The sequence below is a fragment of the Aporhodopirellula aestuarii genome, assembly GCF_023701485.1.
GTDB lineage: Bacteria > Planctomycetota > Planctomycetia > Pirellulales > Pirellulaceae > Rhodopirellula > Rhodopirellula aestuarii.
Map to the genome: position 1 here is coordinate 238,448 of NZ_JAMQBK010000029.1, position 18,467 is coordinate 256,914.

General features: G+C 56.9%; 14 protein-coding genes. 6 read left to right on the forward strand and 8 right to left on the reverse strand.

The annotated features are described in order from the left end of the window. Positions 1–45: 45 nt before the first annotated feature. A complete protein-coding gene (locus NB063_RS11450; RefSeq protein ID WP_250928860.1) occupies positions 46–786 on the reverse strand; it encodes a class I SAM-dependent methyltransferase in 741 nt (246 codons plus the stop codon). Between the two features lie 889 nt (positions 787–1,675). Here NB063_RS11450 and NB063_RS11455 point away from each other — a divergent pair. The 5 genes from NB063_RS11455 to NB063_RS11475 all read left to right on the forward strand — a co-directional run bounded on the left by NB063_RS11455 (position 1,676) and on the right by NB063_RS11475 (position 8,257). After that, entirely contained in the window at positions 1,676–3,460 is a 1,785-nt protein-coding gene (locus tag NB063_RS11455) for a GumC family protein (protein ID WP_250928861.1), read from the forward strand. 100 nt (positions 3,461–3,560) lie between these two features. Next, entirely contained in the window at positions 3,561–4,949 is a 1,389-nt protein-coding gene (locus tag NB063_RS11460; protein ID WP_250928862.1) for a sugar transferase, read from the forward strand. A gap of 236 nt (positions 4,950–5,185) precedes the next feature. Further along, positions 5,186–6,457 carry a glycosyltransferase family 4 protein gene (locus NB063_RS11465; protein ID WP_250928863.1) on the forward strand — a complete coding sequence of 424 codons (1,272 nt, stop codon included), beginning with the start codon at positions 5,186–5,188 and terminating at the stop codon, positions 6,455–6,457. Beyond that, positions 6,454–7,443, forward strand: a complete 990-nt coding sequence (locus tag NB063_RS11470; protein WP_250928864.1) for a polysaccharide deacetylase family protein — start codon at positions 6,454–6,456, stop codon at positions 7,441–7,443. Before NB063_RS11465 ends, NB063_RS11470 begins: the two co-directional genes overlap by 4 nt. Continuing rightward, positions 7,436–8,257, forward strand: coding sequence for a WecB/TagA/CpsF family glycosyltransferase (locus NB063_RS11475; protein ID WP_250928865.1), 822 nt, complete (start codon positions 7,436–7,438; stop codon positions 8,255–8,257). The genes NB063_RS11470 and NB063_RS11475 overlap by 8 nt, the downstream gene beginning before the upstream one ends. A gap of 9 nt (positions 8,258–8,266) precedes the next feature. Here the strand turns inward: NB063_RS11475 and NB063_RS11480 are convergent, their stop codons facing one another. The 5 genes from NB063_RS11480 to NB063_RS11500 all read right to left on the reverse strand — a co-directional run bounded on the left by NB063_RS11480 (position 8,267) and on the right by NB063_RS11500 (position 13,344). Beyond that, complete coding sequence (locus tag NB063_RS11480) at positions 8,267–9,259, reverse strand: hypothetical protein (protein ID WP_250928866.1); 993 nt, start codon at positions 9,257–9,259, stop codon at positions 8,267–8,269. A gap of 32 nt (positions 9,260–9,291) precedes the next feature. After that, positions 9,292–10,365: a lysylphosphatidylglycerol synthase transmembrane domain-containing protein gene (locus NB063_RS11485; protein ID WP_250928867.1), complete on the reverse strand. Its 1,074-nt coding sequence runs from the start codon at positions 10,363–10,365 to the stop codon at positions 9,292–9,294. A 46-nt stretch (positions 10,366–10,411) separates the two neighbouring features. Further along, positions 10,412–11,071 carry a hypothetical protein gene (locus NB063_RS11490; RefSeq protein ID WP_250928868.1) on the reverse strand — a complete coding sequence of 220 codons (660 nt, stop codon included), beginning with the start codon at positions 11,069–11,071 and terminating at the stop codon, positions 10,412–10,414. Next, positions 11,064–12,935 (reverse strand): cation:proton antiporter, encoded by a 1,872-nt coding sequence (locus NB063_RS11495; protein WP_250928869.1) that lies wholly within the window; start codon positions 12,933–12,935, stop codon positions 11,064–11,066. Before NB063_RS11495 ends, NB063_RS11490 begins: the two co-directional genes overlap by 8 nt. A gap of 232 nt (positions 12,936–13,167) precedes the next feature. Beyond that, positions 13,168–13,344, reverse strand: a complete 177-nt coding sequence (locus NB063_RS11500; protein ID WP_250928870.1) for a hypothetical protein — start codon at positions 13,342–13,344, stop codon at positions 13,168–13,170. Between the two features lie 17 nt (positions 13,345–13,361). Between NB063_RS11500 and NB063_RS11505 the strand changes: the two genes are divergently transcribed. Further along, positions 13,362–14,408, forward strand: a complete 1,047-nt coding sequence (locus NB063_RS11505; protein ID WP_250928871.1) for a DUF1559 domain-containing protein — start codon at positions 13,362–13,364, stop codon at positions 14,406–14,408. Between the two features lie 124 nt (positions 14,409–14,532). Here the strand turns inward: NB063_RS11505 and NB063_RS11510 are convergent, their stop codons facing one another. Together NB063_RS11510 and NB063_RS11515 are read right to left on the reverse strand one after the other, a co-directional pair. Then, the gene (locus NB063_RS11510; protein ID WP_250928872.1) at positions 14,533–16,353 is read right to left on the reverse strand and encodes a DNA methyltransferase; all 1,821 of its coding nucleotides are present in this window, start codon (positions 16,351–16,353) and stop codon (positions 14,533–14,535) included. Between the two features lie 54 nt (positions 16,354–16,407). Next, the gene (locus NB063_RS11515; protein ID WP_250928873.1) at positions 16,408–18,408 is read right to left on the reverse strand and encodes a hypothetical protein; all 2,001 of its coding nucleotides are present in this window, start codon (positions 18,406–18,408) and stop codon (positions 16,408–16,410) included. Between the last annotated feature and the right edge of the window lie 59 nt (positions 18,409–18,467).

Consider the following 18,467-nt stretch of genomic DNA (forward strand, 5'->3'; position numbering starts at 1 on the left):
GTCGTGGTCGCTGTGGTTATGAAGTAGGTGGTGAGTTCGGTGGCACTATGATTGTCGTTCGGGACGAACACAGTCCAACGTCCAGTGGCGGTTGCTGGTCATGTTGACGCAGCCCGGGTCAATTCCGAGTGTCGCCACGATCTCTCGGATTTCCTCAAGTGTCAACGCGGCGTGAAGGGATTGACGCAGCAATTGGCGAGGGTCGATACCGGAGGTTGCCGCCTCTGCCGATCCGCCATGGAGTTCAACGAGTCGTTCGACTTCGCGATCCGTCTCGGGACGATACAGGTCGCGGACAAACAATCTCCCACCCGGCCGAAGTGCTTTGATCCCCAGACGCAGTGCGTTGATTGGGGATTCGAGGTGATGCAGCACCGTGTTGCTTATGACGGTCTCGGCTAGCTCGCTCTGCAACCCGTCGGGATCGTTGAGGTCGACCTGTTCGAGTTGGATTTGACCGAGCATTCCCGCAAACTCCAGCTCGACGCGGGCAAGTTCCAGCATGTCGACGCAATGATCGACTCCCATCACCTGCAGGCTGCTGAGGTCACTGCCGTGGCTGACGGCCGGCCGGGATCCCTCGACGATTGCCGCGGCGGTCTCGCAGAGCGTGATCGGGATCAATGCGGGGCCGCATCCCAGGTCGATTACCCGGGGGCCGACAGGTCCCGACTCAAAAAGATCGCGGACGAAGCCGCGATTGACGTCACCGTGATCCATCTCGCGATACACATCGGCTTCGAGCTTGGGATCGAGCGGGGGTGGTTCGCAAACACGGGGCAACATTGCAGGAGGTTTGGTTTGGAGGCAGAGGTCGACGACGTCTTGGTCGGCGTTATATCTCGCAGTCGAATTCACCGCCACCGTTTGAGTTGCTGCTGTCTTAGAAGCTACCTATTCGTAGACATTTGCTTTCGCCCTCCCGCAAGCCGCCCGGTTGCAGCGAGTAAGATGTTCGAAATTTACCGAGCGGCTCGCGCCGTTCCGCCATAAAAACCACCCGGTTAGCGGGAAAGCAGATGGCGTTGGGCTCGCGGTCTACCGCTAAAAAGCGTAGCGGAACGGCGCGAGCCGGCCGGTCTCACCCACTTTTCGATGCTGATAAAGCACTATTAGGCCGGTGTAAAAAGACGCATTAACCTTTGGGGGTTTCGACTTTGCGGTGCTCGAATATTGTGCCGATTGGTCGACGTGCGTTTGGTTGACGACTAGGTGTCTTCAACAGCATCAACCTGTTTGCCCTTTTTCTAACCGCCCTGCCCTACCCCGCTTCGATCGCTGGGCTCCGTCTTGTTTGCCGGCAGTGAGCGGGAGAGATATAACAACTGGTTCTTTAGGGTGGGTTGTCGTTGGTGTTTCAGAGGGGTGTCTGGCGGTGGTTGATGGTGGATCGACAAGTGAGTTGCAATAGGGCGAATGGGAGGATTAAGAGCGTTGTTCCGGCTTTTAATCCCTCCAACTGCTCCATGTCTGAGGCCTTAGGGGCTTTAGTTAAAATTTTCTGAAATCCGGGCCCTCATACTCGGTTTGTCAACTAAAACGTAGACTCAAAGCCTGCTGACTTTCGCGGTCACGTGAGATAGGGGATTATTGCCGTTGTGGAAAGAGGCTTGGAATTTATGGCGTCAGAGGAATACTCTGGTGATTCTGATTCCGAAATTTTTAGGCGAGATAAATGAAACGACCAAAATCCGGTTCCGGCGCCATGCGTTCACTATCGAAATCGGAGCAGTCAGCGGGGTGGAACGGGCCGCCGACTGCGGAATCTTGGGCGATGGTCACCCCCGCGGATGTGTTGCGATCGATCGGTCGACGACTTCCCTCGGTTTTCTTTACAACGGTTCTCGTCACCGTCGCAGTCGTCGCGATGCTCATTGTGTGGCCCAATCAGTACCGCAGCGAAGGGATGATGTACGTCCGGTTGGGACGTGGCGCCATGGGGGGGGACCCCACCGCGAAGCCGACCGGTTCAGTGTCGATGCAGGAGAGTCGCACCGCCGAGGTCGTCAGTATCGGAGAGATGATCGGCAGTCGTGAAATCGCCGAACGTGTCGTGGATCGGATCGGGGGGGACACGATCAACCAGCCTCGCAACTGGATGGAGCAAGCCGCCGAAGATTTCTCGACCTTCTTGGATTCTGACAGCAGATGGGTGTCTTGGATCCCCAGTCGCGGGCCCAAGACCGTCGGTGACATGACTCCCGAGCAATACGAAGCTCAGATCGAACGTGAGAAGGCCATCAAAGTTGTTAGCGACGCGATCCAGATCAAGGTGGCTAAAAATGGTTACACCGTCTCGGTTGTGGGTAAGGAAGACGATCCGTTGCTCGTGCAATCCATCGTCCAAGCGGTGATGGATGAATTCGGCAGCTATCACGTGGAAGCTCACCGGGTGAAGGGGTCAGAGAGCTTTTTCGAAGTCCAGGCATCCGAGAGTCGTGAACTGGCGATCGCTGCACGCAAAAAACTCCAGGAGACTCGTAACGAGATGGGGTGGATCAGTGCCGAGTCAGCCGAGCGAACACTCAGCGAGCGGATCATCGACCTGGAAACTAAGTTGAGTACCGCTGATAGCGAGTTTGCCGAAGCGATCAGCCAGGCGGAAGAACTCCGCCGGCAATTGGCTGCAACGGACCGGTGGGTCCCCGTGGAAGTCACGCTCGGAATTGCTAACGCGGCCGGTGATCAAGTCCGCAGCCAGCTATACGATGTCCAAGTTCAAGACGGTGATGAACTTGCGAGACTCAGTCCGTCGCATCCTCGATACAAACGTATCAAGGACAAAGTCGAGAAGAGTGAGAACTTGGCCGACAGCGAACGCGGCGAGCGACAAGAAACGCGAGAAGCGATTAACCCGGTATACCAGCAACTGGAAACGCAATTCCAAACCGTTCGTGCCAAGGCGGTTGGTTTGGAAAGCCGTCGTGATTCGATCGCCGATAGGCTCCGGGTGACTCAATCGGATCTTAAACGGCTCAATAATGACATTACCACGATGGCCCAATTATCATGGGAAGCTGAGCTGGCGGAAGAAACATTTCGAGACCATGCGCGATCGTTGGAGGAAGCACGCGTAAACACAGAGTTGGACAAAAGCCAAATGTCTGACGTGAGTGTGATTCAGGACGCGACGTTGAATCTGAAGAAGTCTGGCCCGATGCGGGGTCTGCTATCGATTGTCGGAGCGATGTTCGCTTTGTCACTCGGTTTATTGCAGGCGATCTTGCGAGATTCCCCTGTCGATCCGAGAGCTACCCGCGACCTGCCGGAGACCAAGAACGACTCGGCGTCTGATGAGGAAGACGATGAGCACCATGACAACATATTTGAATCAAACGGGGACGAAGACTCAGTGGAGGTTCGTGCGGTCGACAATGACGTCGAGCAAGAATTCACAGGTACACAGGTTGTTTCCTTGCCTAAATCGGGAGCCGGTTCCTCCGTTACTCTGCCACGTTGATGCTTTGAAAAATTGCTGCCGGGTGTTGTTGGGCAAAGCTTGTTTGCTCCGGTGGCCGCGACGAGACTGTATTAAGTTATTTATCATCTAGGACGACATCGTGTTTCCATTCCTTAAACGACGAGTTCGCGACCGGGGGTGGTTGGCTTGGCCGACCGTATCCGCTCTGGGGAGTCGCCGCGCGCTGCTGTTGTCACCACGACAGTTTGGGCGTGAAGTCGCGCGAGAGCGGGTTCGGTCCACTCGGCGCTCGATCCCGTTTTGCATTCTTACGGTGGAGATGCAATACGCCGAGGCGGCGGTGTTGGCAGCGCGTAGCCGTTCCACCGCTCCGTCCGCAAAGGTGCGGTTGGGGAGACGCGCGTCAGTTTTGAAAAAAGAGTCGCGTCAGCTCGTCGATCTGTTGCACCGCAATCTGCGAATGACAGATGAGAAAGGGGTTCTTTCGGCGACCCAATTTGGAGTGTTGCTTGTCGACACACCGGAGATGGGCGGGCGTGCGGTTTTAGACCGAATGACGCAGCTTCTTTCAGCGGCCGATCTGCACGTGCAACTGAATTTAGAAGTTTATGACCCCGAAGGTTTCGGCGACAACGAAGAGAATGCGATCGTTTCGAGCGGCGGATCCGAAAACCGGCGAGGAGACGACAACAACGACGGTGATTGGGGACGCAGACTCTCCGGAACGGTGCAGACCGCGACCGCGGTCTTGCAGCAAACGACCCTCCATTCGGATGCTGCCATGGCGTCACCGATTCATGTTCCGGGGGAACCTTCCGATGCATCGACATTGGTTCATCGCCAGCCTTTGACGGCGACGCGGGTGGACGGTGGCGTCGAGAGTCGAGTGAGTATTGCCAGTGAAGATTCAACCTACCATCGGCCTTTGGCGGCTCGGGTTGTCAAACGGACCGTTGATATCGTGGGTGCTTGCGTCGGGCTGGTTTTAACCGGTCCGTTCATCGCCGCGTCGATGATTGTGATCAAGTGGACCGATGGTGGGCCGGCGTTGTTTTGTCAAACCCGTGAAGGACTCCACGGTCGCCCTTTCACGATCTACAAACTACGGTCGATGGTCGTTGACGCTGAAAAGTCGCAAGCAGCCTTGCGGGCGGCCAGCCATCGCGACGGACCAGCCTTTAAAATCAGCAGAGACCCACGTGTTACGAAAGTGGGGCACTTTTTACGAGCGACTTGTCTGGATGAATTACCCCAACTGATTAATGTACTCAAAGGTGACATGTCCTTGGTTGGGCCGCGCCCATTGCCTTGGCATGAAAGTCGCGCTTGTGAGCGATGGCACCGTCGTCGTTTAGACGTTCGCCCCGGTTTAACTTGCATCTGGCAGATCGACAAATCAAAAGCCGAAACATTCGACGATTGGATGCGGATGGATTTGCAATACATCGATCGATTGGGCTTCTTTAAGGATCTGCAGTTGATCGCGCGAACGGTGGTCGTTCCCGTAACCGGACGGGGCGGCGACTAATATGAACCCGAAACGTGTTGCGGATCCCTGTGCCCAAAAAAACTGCCCCCGACGCTCCTTCGACCCAGCCGTATCTACGGTTTGAAGCAGGATGCTCCGAAGGTAATTGGATTGAGGCGGCGCGACGTTCCCCGTTGAGCCTGGAATGCGGGGCACGGCCTGCTGCTTCAAGGGGTGAGACGGCTGGAGTTAAGTTTCGCGCCGTCGAGCAGTCGATCGCTCGTTATGATGGGGGTGTGAGTACCCGTTCCGCATCCATCGACTGTCGCGTGCCGATTGATTCCGTCAACGCCCGTGTTGTTTTTCTGACGCACTACATCCCTCTTTATCAGGTTCGGGTGCTGCAGGAACTCACGCGCAGCTTGGCCGAGTTTAAAGTCCTGTTGAGTACGCCGATCGAGCCCAACCGTGACTTCGAACCAGACTGGACCGGTTTGGACGTTGAGGTGCAACAGGCGTTCACCATTTGCAGGCGATGGCGACACCGTGATGCCGGTTTTGAAGATCCTCTGTATGTGCACGTCCCCTATGACACAAATCGCCAATTAAGCAGTTTGCGACCGGACGTCGTATTTTCTCACGAGCTCGGGGTACGTTCTCTTTCGGCTGCCCTGTATTGTCGGCGCAGCGGTGCGAAATTGGTTCTCGCGACGTTCATGAGCGAACACACCGAGAAGGGGCGAGGATGGCTCCGCCAACGTGCTCGCAAGTATCTCATCTCTCATGCCGATGCGATCACCTATAACGGCCCGTCTTGTCGGCGCTACTTGTTAGCGCTTGGTGCCCGACAGGAACAGTTGTTCTACATGCCTTATGCGGCCGACGATCGAAATATCTCGCCGCAATTGCCGACGCGTGATGAACACGATGTTCGTCGTCGGGTGCTGTGCATCGGGCAGTTGAGCAAACGCAAAGGCGTCTTGCCGATGATTGATCAACTCAGCGAGTTTTGTGTTCGATCTAACGGGTCGCTTGAGCTTACCCTTGTCGGTGATGGACCATTGCGTTGCTCGGTGGAAACCCTCGCGTCGGGCCGAGCAATTGAGAATCAATCGGCACCCGATCGACGTCTCAAGATCCACGTGTTGGGGAACCAACCGGCGGCACAGCTTCCGGCCCTGATGAGCACCCATGGTGCTCTGATTGCGCCGACGTTGGCCGATGAGTGGTTGCTCGTCGTCAACGAGGCCATGCATGCCGGGTTGCCCGTGATCGGGAGTGTCTATGCGCAGGCGGTGACGGCAATGGTCAACGATGGACGTAACGGATGGCAGTACGATCCGTTGCACCGGAGTGCAAAAACACATTCCGCAGATTCGGCGGCATGCCTTGCCGATGTGATGCAGAAGTATCTCGCGGTCGATGACTCGGAGGTGGCCGCGATGCGTCATAATGCGTTCGAGACCGCTGCGGCGTACACGCCCCAACGCAGTGCCGCAGGTGCCCTCGAGGCGATCCGATCGGTATTGCATTCTGACCGCCCGTCAGGTCAAGGCCCGCAGGCATGAGGCAGTGTCCGCCGGCGAGTCTTTCGCTCGACCTTGATAACAAATGGGCGTACCTTCGTGCTGCGGGACGCGAAAATTGGGAGTCGTGCGATAGTTACTTCTCACTCGCGATCTCCAATATCGTCGATGTTCTAGGGCCGCTCGGTCTGCCATTGACCGTGTTCTTGGTCGGACGCGATTTGCAGCGTGATGACGACGTGCAGTCCATTTCAGCATTCGACTCTCTTTCGAAATGGGAAGCGGCGAATCATTCGCTCAATCATTTGCCGTGGATGCACACGATGAATGATGATGAAATCGAAAGAGAAATTGGGGGCACACACGATCTCATTGTTTCCAAGACTGGCCAGACGCCAGTCGGTTTTCGTGGGCCCGGCTTCAGTTGTCCGGGGGAAGTCCTGCGGGTGCTCGGGATGCTGGGATATCAATACGACGCGTCGATTTTTCCAACGTCGATGGCGCCGATTGCTCGGGCAGTGTTTCTGGCGAGGACAAAGCTCGAAGGTGAGCAGCGGGAGAAAGCCAAGAAACTCTACGGCGGTTTCGCGGCGATGAGAAACCCCAATTGGCCCTATTTGCGTGCCCTGCCCTGCCCCGAACGTTCCGACACGTTGGATGCCGCTGAAGCAAAGATTTGGGAAGTTCCTGTCACCGTCTTGCCTTTTCTGCGGACGCCGATCCACTTTAGCTATTTAACGTTTGTCGCCGGATACAGTGTTGCGGTTGCGAAGGCTTATTTTCGCACTGCTTTAATGATGTGTCGTCTGTTTGGGACCGCACCCTCGCTGCTGCTGCACCCCCCGGACTTCCTCGGGTGCGAGGACGATGCGGACATGGCCTATTTCCCAGGGATGATAATGAAACGAAACGCCAAGCTCGAATTCATGACGTGGGCGTTGACGCTGTACAGCCAACAGTTCGCCGTCAGCACGATGCACGATCAAGTCTGCCAGTTCAGTCCTCAGCCCCTCGCCTCTCATGCTTGATTACGGCAAACACAGTGTTCTCGGAATTGGCGTCGACGCGATTGACTACGACTCCGCTGTGGAAAAAATCATCGATGGGGCAAAAGCGAAGCGAGCCATGACGGTCACGGCGCTCGCGGTGCATGGGGTGATGACGGGTGTTCTCGATCGCGAATATCAATATCGGTTAAACCAGTTCGACTTGGTTTGTCCCGACGGTCAGCCGGTACGGTGGGCCCTTAACTCGCTGCATGCCAAACGGTTTGCCGGCGGAAAATTGTCCGATCGGGTGTATGGCCCTGAGCTGACCCTGCGGCTGTGCGAGGCCGCGGCGAAACAAGATGTGACTGTTTTCTTGTTTGGGGCCACGGAAGAGATGCTTTCCCGGTTCGCCACGAAGCTCGGCGAGCGTTTTGAAGGTTTGCAGATCGTCGGCCAACGGGCATCCGCCTTTCGGCAGATCACGTCGCAGGAACGCGATGACTTAGCTGCTGAAATTATTGCCAGTGGTGCGCAAATGTGCTTCGTCGGTCTGGGCTGTCCCCGACAAGAAATCTTTGCCTACGAGATGCGTGAGCGACTCCCGATGCCACTGATCGCGGTGGGGGCGGCATTTGCCTTTCACGCCGGCGTGCTCAAGCAAGCACCGCCCTGGATGCAACGCTCTGGGCTTGAGTGGTTGTTCCGTTTAACCCGCGAGCCCGGACGTCTCTGGCGCCGCTATCTGTATCTCAATCCCACCTACGTGACGCTGCTCGCCTTGCAGAAAATCGGTTTGTATCGCAAGAGTACCGACGGCGGCAAACCGCCCCAGGATGAATTGCTCTTCGGTTGAGACGGGGCGTTAGACGGTTCTTGCGTTGGGGGAAACTTCTCGGAGCTGATACCCGGCCCAACGCCAGACGCGAAACGCGATCCAGTGCAGCATCATGATGGTGGTGATGCTGATACCGATGTAAGAAAGTTGTTGGCTGAGTTCCGCTCGTCCGTAGAATGCCGGCAACAGACGTGAGGTGAGATGCATCGCGCTCCAGTCGATGACAGCGGATGCAAATACGAGTGATGCGGGAACCAGTATGCCGCGGCGGGTGACGATTGCCACGACGGCGTAAACCAAAAGAACGGTGGTGATGAATTCAGCGATCTCGGACGACACATTGATCCACACCGAATAGCCCGGCATGGATAGCGGGTCGGTCTCGATAAAATAAACGTGTATCCAGCGTTTGATCGCAATCGTGGAGGCGACCAGAGTTGCAGCGAGGAACATACCTCGAAGCGACCAGACGTCGCGTCGGGTATTCGGTGAAGTATCGTTCCGGTCTGCCTCAACGAGTTGATGTCCAACGAACGTGGCGGTGGAGCGAAATAGGAGCACGTACCATGCGCACGTCACGAGATAGTTCACCCACGACCGTACCCAAATGGAGGTATGAGTATGCGTGAAAAACGGCGCGTACTGTATCGCCATGGAATAGAAACCGAACAGGAACACGCCCAGGATGAGTTGCCAAGTCGGTGGGCGATTCGGCGCCCGCCACTGAGACCAAAGCACGAAGTGGACGATGCCAATCAAGGTCACGTTTCGTTGGAGGGCATAGCTAAAGGTGAAAATGAACGTACCAATCGGACCGATGTTTAACTTCGGTGGCACCCATCCGGCGGAGTTTGCCCAGTGCCACGCGTAAATGGCAGCTGACAAGAACAGATTGATAATGCCCCAACCGATCACCGCGATCCACAATCTCCGATGGTTTCCGATACCGCTACGATTCCAGATCTCTCTTAGCTGTTGGGGCAGCGTTTGGGGCCGGAAATCTTCCTCGATTGGCGACATGATGAGACCGATCGCATGGATGCGCGAGTGTGTTAGGACGTTTCGGTGACCGTGGACGACGCCGCGAGCGTGTCTGATTCGAATTCTTCGCCGTGCTCTTCGGCGTATTCCAAACTCTCCTGAACGTCTTTGCCGGCCGTCCAGTAAAAAATGGTTCCGACGATAGCCAGGACGAGTTTGACCAGCTCGAAGACCAGGGCGACGAGTGTGCCCGACGCGTCGGTATTTTCAGCGGGGACGAGGTGATAAAGCGTTTCGACCGTCGCTTCCAGAACACCGATGCCCGCGGGCGTGAGCGGTAAAGCGGAGGCCAGCATCCCGATCGGCACGATCACAAAGTGTTCGGCGAGTGTGGGAGGTGATGCGTACATCGAAGTTGCGATCAAGAACATGCTCACGACCAGCAACCCCTGCACGCCGACGCTCATCACGAGCGACAGTGCGAAGGCCCAAGGGTGGTTGTGAAACGCACGCAGCGGAGGACCGATCTTTTCGATCACGGGGCCGATGATCGATACCTGGGAAAGCTGTTTGATAACGCGGTCGACGATCTTTCCACCAAACACCAGCGTGACCAACACCGCCGTGCCCGTGCCCAACAACACGCCCACGATCCATTTGATGTCGTCGAGACCGACGCCGTTGAATTCAAACGGATCGGTCGATGTTCGGATCATCAATCCCATGGAAACGAGCAGCAGCAACCCGTACAGCCCTGCCCCGCGATCCACCAATACCGATGCGACCGCGGCGATGCGTTTTCCCGGGGTTCGGCGAGCAAGGAACACGGCTTTAAACACGTCACCTCCGACACTGCCGGCGGAGACAAAACTCAACAGGAAGCAAATCGAGCTGAGCCGCAACGCCTCCATCAGGCTAAGTGGAATGCCCTGACATCGCACCAAAACCCACCAACGCACAAACGACAACACGATCGCGGCAAAGGCGACGCCGAGTGCGGCGAACAAGACCGGGTAGGCGATCGAGCGTTCCGATAAATTCGTCCAATCCGAGGCGGGCATCCGCCATAGCAAGTACCCGATAATAACTACCGGGACGAGAAATTTGACGAGCGTGATCGCGATCGTTTTGGGTTTGTTTGACATGGAGTCACAGAATAGTTCTTGATCGCCCCGCTCGTAAGCCTTCAGGTCAGCGGATGATCCATTCCTGGAACCCCTCGACCAATAGCGCCGGCTCGGCGGCAACGTATCGAACCAACCAAAGCCCCATCAGGAGCGAAATGCTCAGTAGAGCCCAGCCACGCCTTGGCCGCGGTGGGGCGGTATTCCGAAGTTCAGATCGTAACTTCGTGCGGAGGGCATTCCAGAATTTCGGGGGCAGACCGGGTTCAAATGCCAGCACGCTGACGCAGTCGTGCCCCGGTGAGACATCCAAGCGGAGGTGAGCGTGGAACGCCGGAAGGTGGACCTGTAACTGGTCAATCTTTGCGGTCGATTCAGGATCCATCGAACGTGCGGCGCGGATCACGGCCGGGTAAACCTCTTCCGTTGTTCTGCCATAAGCGACCAATTTCGGACGGGCCCCCAGGATCAACAGGCATGCGAACAACAGATACAACATCAGCAATGGTGCCCAAACCCACACCCCAAGGAACGATGCCGTCGCGTTCGGAAAAAACAGTTCCATCGGACCGATCACGATCATTCCGGAAATCGCAGTCAGGACGGCGGCCAAGTCGCGTCCACCGGTGGTCACCCAAACGAAACCACCAATCCGAATCAACGCAAGGGTGAACAAGTAAACGATCAGCGGTGTGAATGCGACCACCGCAGGGAACGGATCAAACATTAGCGGGATTTTCCCCGTTGGTTCTTGAGGCGTGTTTTGATGGGACGGGCGTAACGCTGACGAGGGCGATCAGGGTTTGGCCCGCCGTGGGAACCAGTGGACTGTCGATGGTGTTGATCTTGATCGCGCTGTCCTGATCGATCGAACACATCACGACCGTTTGCTCGCCATATTTTTCGAGAAAGTCTTGATACGTAAACTCTGCCGTCAACTTGGTCGACTTCATCAGCGCACCGGCGCTGTGAAGGCTACGCAGGTGAGTGAACGTCATCCCTTCGCCAAATAGTTCACGACCCATTAGGTTTTTGGTCAGGCCGCGACGCCCCGCCATGTTTTTCGACTTGAACGTCAATTGATACAGCCGCGAGGAATCAAACAGATGTTTGCACTCACGTAGAGCGAGCGAGTTGACCTCGTCGTTGGGAGTCAACGCCAGAAACCGGCCGATCCCCGCGAGGTCCAGCTCCTCACGCACATGTTCATTGAGAATATTCACGCATTCGGCCCGTATGCCGTCCATGCGGGCCTGCGAAATTTTGTTGTAGTTCGTGTCGACTAACAGCAGTGGGATCTTCGCTTCTTTGAGTTCGTGGGCAAAGTCGCGAACCCATGCGTCGGCGCCGGCAATCAAGACGCCATGGCTGGCTTCGTCAGCCAGGTTCAGAAATCGCGCCAGTGGTCCGGCTGCCATTCCATAGATCGCGACGGTGCCGATGATGACGAGGAACGTGACCGTCGCGAGCTGCTCCGATCCGGGAATCGACAGATCGCTGCGGCTTTCCATGCCCAACGCAAACACACTGCTGACTGCGGCAGCCACGATCCCACGCGGCGCCAGACCGGCGATGAAGGTTCGTTCCCGGTAGTTCAGCGGACTTCCGAGCAACGAAAAATAGACCGACAGCGGACGGATGATCAGAACCAAAGTCAGCACTAGCATCAGACCGGGCACTCCGATCGCTCCGATGTCTGCGAGATTCACCCGCGAACCGAGCACGATGAACAGACACCCGATCAGGAGCGTTCGCAGGTTCTCTTTCAACTCAATGATGTGTTCGACGTCATAGTGTTTTTGATTCGTTAGCCAGATCCCGAGGACGGTCACGGTGATCAAACCTGATTCGTGCGCCAGTTTGTTGCTGATCGCGAACAGCAGTAACGCGAGCGTCAACGCGGTCACGCCGTGTAAGTGATCGGGTACCCAATAGCGACGTAGCGATTGTGTGAGCAATGCACCACCGACGCATCCGAGTACCAAGCCGACAGTCAGCGTCCAGACCAGCGACGCCACCACGCTCGACCATTCGGGAGCGGAGTGCTGAAGCAGCACTTCCTCGTAAACGAGCACCGCCAGCACCGCGCCGATCGGGTCGATCACGATGCCTTCCCATTTCAGCGTCGACGACACCCGGCGGCTCGGACGCACCTGTCGCAGCAGCGGGCCGATCACGGTTGGCCCGGTGACCACCAAAATCGCACCCAATAACGCGCTGAGCTGCCATCCCCAATTCAGGATGAAGTGGACCGCAATGGTGTTGCCCGCAAACGCGAGCAGCGCACCGAGGGTGACCAACCGCAGTGATGCCGAACCCGATTCGCCGAGCTCCGCGAACTTAAGCGTCAGGCCTCCCTCGAACATGATCACGCCGACCGACAGAGCCACCAGCGGGAACAACAGGTTGGGCCCGGCAGTTTGGTCGCCTTCGGTCAAAGCGGACAGAAAAGCGTCCGGTTGGACGAACCACCCCAGCAAGACGCCGAACACCAGCAGCACCAGGATACTGGGAAGGCCTGTACGCCACGCCAGCCATTGGGCTGTCACGCCTAGCGCAGGCACGAGGGCCAGGTAGAGCAGAAAGTCCATGGTGGGGGTTACAGTCAAACAAAAAGGGAACGGGCTTTCACGTCCGAGCCAAGATAATCTGCTGAGAACGGGTTTCCCATCCCTAGGGACGACGGCCCCAGGAGCGAGGCGGCGGCTGCCATTGCATGCTGATGGTGTGCCAATGTGCACCCAAAAAACGAAGTGGCCCACGGCGATGTCGCATTTTTAGGACAATCCCGCCAACCTGGCTTGCTAATGCAAGTGATTCGCATTAACGTTTGCCTATCAAATAGCTAGCCAGCCATTCTTTGACGACCTCCCGATGAGTCCCGGTGCCGAACGTGCATCGATGCATCAGCAAGCGTTCGTCTGTCGCCAGCCATGCTTGATCCCGTTTCTCCGTAAGCTGCCCGGTAATGTTGCCGTGCAGTTTTCGAGATTGCTTCATGCCACAGGACAAGTTCAATGCGCTGCCCCGTTTCGTACCCTCTCGTACCGACATCAAAAAACTCGCGTCCCGAACGCGCCGCCTTCACCCTCGTCGAACTGTTGGTGGTGATCGCCATCATCGGAATCTTGGTCGGTTTGCTGTTGCCCGCTGTCCAAGCAGCTCGGGAAGCGGCTCGGCGGATGAGTTGTAGCAACAACCTCAAGCAGATCTCGTTGGCGATCCACAACTACGAATCCGCCTACAAGAAACTCCCGCCGTCATGGACCAATAGCGGTAGCGGCAGCGGATGGTCGATGCAGGCTCGGATTTTGCCGTTTATCGAAGAAGGCGGACTCGCCGACGGAATCGATTTCTCGCAAGGCTATTCCAACTCCACGTTGCAGGATGATGGGATCCCGGTGCCGGTCGCGTCGTTCCGTGTCGCAGCGTATCAGTGCCCCAGTGATCCGTTGGACCAACCTCGCTTGGGCAGCAGCGGACCAGAGAATTACAAGCTCAACTACGCCGCCAATGAAGGCGTGTGGTTCGTATTCGATCCGGCTAACGACAACATCGGTGATGGCATGTTCGGTCCAAACCGTTACATGGGCTTTCGCGATTGTCTCGACGGTTTGAGTAACACGCTCGCACTCGCCGAAGTGAAAGGCTGGACTCCTTATTACCGCGACGTGGCCACCGCCGGCGACATCACCATGCCAGTTCAACCGGAGGTGATCTGCACGCTCGGCGGTAGTTTCAAGACCGATACCGGTCACACCGAGTGGGTCGACGGACGGGTCCATCAAGCAGGCTTCACGACCACGTTCACTCCGAACACCAAAGTGCTTTGTGAAGCATCGGGTGTCGAATACGACGTCGATTGGACGAATATGCGAGAAGGCAAGGACATCACCGACCCGGCTCGCACCTACTCCGCAGTCACCTCACGCAGCTATCACGTTGGTGGTGTTCAGGTCGGCGTCCTCGATGGCTCGGTTCGCTTCGTCACCGATTCGGTCGACCGCCAATTGTGGCAAGGACTTTCGACCCGCAACGGTCGCGAAGTCATCACCTGGCCGTAGTCGCCACTTGGCCGTAAGTCGGCAGTTCAAAACCGAGCGAAAGTGGAACAACGCAGGGGAATTCGCCAGAAATCCTTAGGGCAAACAATTCTGGCGAGTCCCCGATGGCCTTTCCGATCGACCCTCAGTCTTCTGTTTCGCTCGGCAGCCACAAGTCGACGCAATTGCAGGCGACATCATCGTGACCCAGCAATTCGCGGTACCAAGGCTGCAGACGAATCTGAACGCTGTCTGATTCGTTCGGCTCGACGAATGCCAAACGAACTCGCGGCGTTCCTCCCGCGAGTGTCGACCAAAAATCAAGCGACGACGCGTGATCAAAGTGGTCACGCATCCGCATCGGAAGGTTGGTTGATTCACCGACATACAAAACGGTGCCTTGGCCAGACTCGATCTTGTAGACACCGCCAAACGGTTCGTTTGAGTTCGGCCAATGGATCTTCTCGGGTGTCACTGCGGTCGTTTTCTTAAACAGGTCGGTTGCGTTTTTCTTGCCGCCCTGCCCTGCCCTGCCGCCGCGCTTGTTGGCCTGAGCGATCACGGCCGGAGCAAGTGATCGCAATTTCAATGTGCCCCACCGTAGCGTGAACGGGTCACAGGCCGGTGCGACTTGAGATGCAATCGTATCAAACTGACGCACGATCTCAGGATCGATCAGCAGATCATCGAGCGTCCACTTGGGATAGCGATCGGCGGTCAATCGCCATGCGATTTCACTCGCAAAACGATAACGCTCGAGCGTCTCGTCAGGCACGATGGTTGGCTCGCTCGGTTGCAAGTTCTCGGCGGATAACGTGCCGACAAACCGAAGCTGTGCAAGCTGCTTGCGTAGCTCGAGTTCGCTGGCGGTGGATCCTCCCTCGCGGCATGCGGTGATGAATCGCTCATTCATGACGGAATCGAGCAGGACGCGATCAACCGAAAATCCAGCATGCGATTGCCGAAACGCTTCAATGACGATTTCATCGTTCTCATCGTCCGGCGAACTGCCAAACTCCAAGGACATTTGCAGTCCCAGGCTTTGAGTGGCCTTTCGTTTTTCGGCCGCCCGCTGTTTGTCGGGGATCTTCTTGTCGCGTTTGCCTGCGGCGGTCGAAGGCACGCTTCGCAATGGATCCGCGGAGCCCACGAGAGGGTCACCGACGGTGATTTGTTGCAAACGCTCGTTACCCAATTGAGCGTACTCTTCGCTCATGTCGAACGTGATGTATTGCCGGCCGAGTTTCTTGGCTACGGCCGCCGTCGTGCCGCTGCCGCTAAACGGATCGAGAACGATTTCATCTCCGTTGCTCGAAGAGCGGATGATTCTGCCGAGCAGGTGTTCTGGCATTTGGCAGCCATGGAACCCCGCTCGTTCTTTGAATGTGCCGGCGACACGAGGGAAATACCACACGTCTTCATCGGCCGAAAATCCCGATGGCAAATCTTGCGGGCGTAGGATCCAAGTATCGTCCGGCATCCGCCCTTTGGAATTCGCGCGTTTGTCGTTGTAGACCAATTGTCGAGCCGATGGCACGCGCAGGTTCGGATCGTCTGCGTTGAACGTAAACTTGTTTGGGTCTTTGACGAAATGAAACAGATGTGCGTGCGAACGCGTGAACTTGTATTTGCAATGCACGCCGAACGTGTAGTACCAAATCACCCAACTGCGGCACGTGAACCCGATTCGTTGGGAGAGAACTTTGAGTTCGGCCGCGTACTCGTCGCCGATCGCCAGCCAGAAGGCGCCGTCTGATTTGAGAACACGATGCACGCCGCGGATCCAGTTTTCAGACCATCGCAGGTAGTCATCCGACTCCAGGGAGTCTTCGTAGACGTCGTATTGATAGCCGATATTGAAAGGAGGATCGGCAAAAACCAGATCCACCGTGCCTGCGGGAAGTTCTGCCATTCCCGCAACGCAATCGCCGGCATGGATTTGATTGAGCAGATCGATCGATATCATTCGAGCCTGGCGATTGGATGCGTGACGAGGACGCCACAGAGGATGGATCGCGTATTAACCTTGCGGCCGAATGATCCACCAAATCCGCTGCAGAATCAACGCCTCTTCCACCCGAGCATCTCGCATTTGGGTTGCGAGTTTGGCTGCCGGTTCCGGCGTCCCGTCCAGACCTGCCAAATACGAGACATGTTGCAGGCGACTGTCAAAGTCCGAAAGCTCACTGATCCAGGCGGGCATCACGACGGTGGGTCGCATCGGCAAGCCCGCCAAAATTGCTGGCGAGGGTTTGGACGGCGCGGCCGATTTCCGGTTTCGTGAATTTGCTTTGTCGGCACCCGGCGAGTCGTCACTGCCAAGAGGTTGGGCCAAAACCGCTCCGCTCGCTCCTCCCGCTCCCAGGCGTGGCAGCGAACTGTCCTGAACCAAACGCATGCGATGGCCTCGCGATGTCGGCATCGACTCAGGCGGTGACGCGGCAAATGATTCGATCGCCGCTACCGCGCGGATCCAATCGGTGTCGCTCGCCGTTAAGACGCCCGCTGGTGTCATCGCCGATGGCGTGCTGCGGGCGACAATCGAATCACTCATCATCAATGAGATCGTACGCAGCAGGTTGAAATCGCTGGCCAGGAGATCGTCGGCGAGTTCGTTGCGCAAACGTTGCAGGTCAGAATCAGCGGCGCCGCCTGACAAATCGTAGGGGCTCGACGCGAGCGGACGCCCGTGGACCATTTTCCACATCGCACCGACGAGTCCTTCGGCGAGTGATCGCGAACCGAGCAGTCGTTCCGGCCAGTCGGCATCCGGATCGGCTGGGGCCAAGCGACGCCGGCCATCAGGTAAGTCGTAAAACCGACCTGCCGGTGCGTTGGGTCGAATCGGCAGCCACGGCGAAATCGTCGCGGCGAGTTGCCAGTAATCATGCTGTGAGATCGCTTGGTTGCGGTCACCGCCGACCTGCGGCAAATCATGGCAGCGTTGGCAACGGAGGTCCGCATTGAGTGCAACGGCCGCCGTCGTCACTAACGTTTCATGCTCGCCGAGCGGTCGCAACAACTCATGAAACGATGCCGTCGCGGCAGCGTTGGTGTCTTTGGCAGTTTCTGATTTGCCCGAGCTTGTTTTTCGTTCAACGAACCACGACGCAATCAGACGATCGAATCCGTGTCCTGAACTGAGCGTTTGGCTGATCTGTTTGCCCATCAATCGATCCGATGACGATGTCAGCGATTCGGCCGGCCGAGACGCGATCGCCGCAAGCACTTGGCTTGCCAATGCGTCTGTATTGCGAGTCTCGGAGAGTGCCGCCAACATCCGTTCGCTGTTGCCGATCGCATGTTCGGGCACACGGATACCAAACTTGTCGTGCAAGCGTTTGGAAACAGCGTCCGCTGGCATCATGTCGGTTGGTTGCACTCCGACACGATCCCAATACCGTTCCAAGCGGTCGGTCATCACCGTCGACACCAATGTCAATGCTTGGGGAGTCGGTTTGGACGCATCGGTTTGATCGCTGCCGTTTAGCGGGGCGTTATCAAACAGGCCAATGGAATCCGGCCGAAATGCATCGGGATCGGTCGAACCGTCAGCCAATTCAATCGTCCGCGAAGGCAATGTACCACCGGTGCCGTCATCCTCGCCAGCAGTCTCCGGTGCAAAGGTTGGTTGTGATTGTGCGGCGGAATTCGAATCCAGGTCCGAGTTGGCAAACGTTTCAGTGGGGGCCGACGATGTCGGGGTTTGGGCGATGTTGATTTGGTTTCGGTACCGCAGGCCGATGATGGTGCCGATCGCAAACAGCACGATCGAAGCGGAGGCTAAGGCGAACCGCCAATTCGACGAAGTGTTCTTTTGGGTGCGAAGGGATTTCTTTTGTGATGTGCGGGCACCTGAGGTGTCCAGCCGTTGCAGGATCACACGGCTTTGATCGGGCGGCGATTGGCCGCCGATGACCTCCGACAAGAGGGCATCGAGCATCGCATCTTCAGCGTCCGCAGGACTCGCGCCGCGGGAATCGTCAGGAAGATCGGAGTCGAGTGGTTCAGAGGGATTCATGTTGGGCCGCCTCAGGGGACGGGGTGTGTCGATCGGTGGTGGGAAGCGTTTCGCTCCAA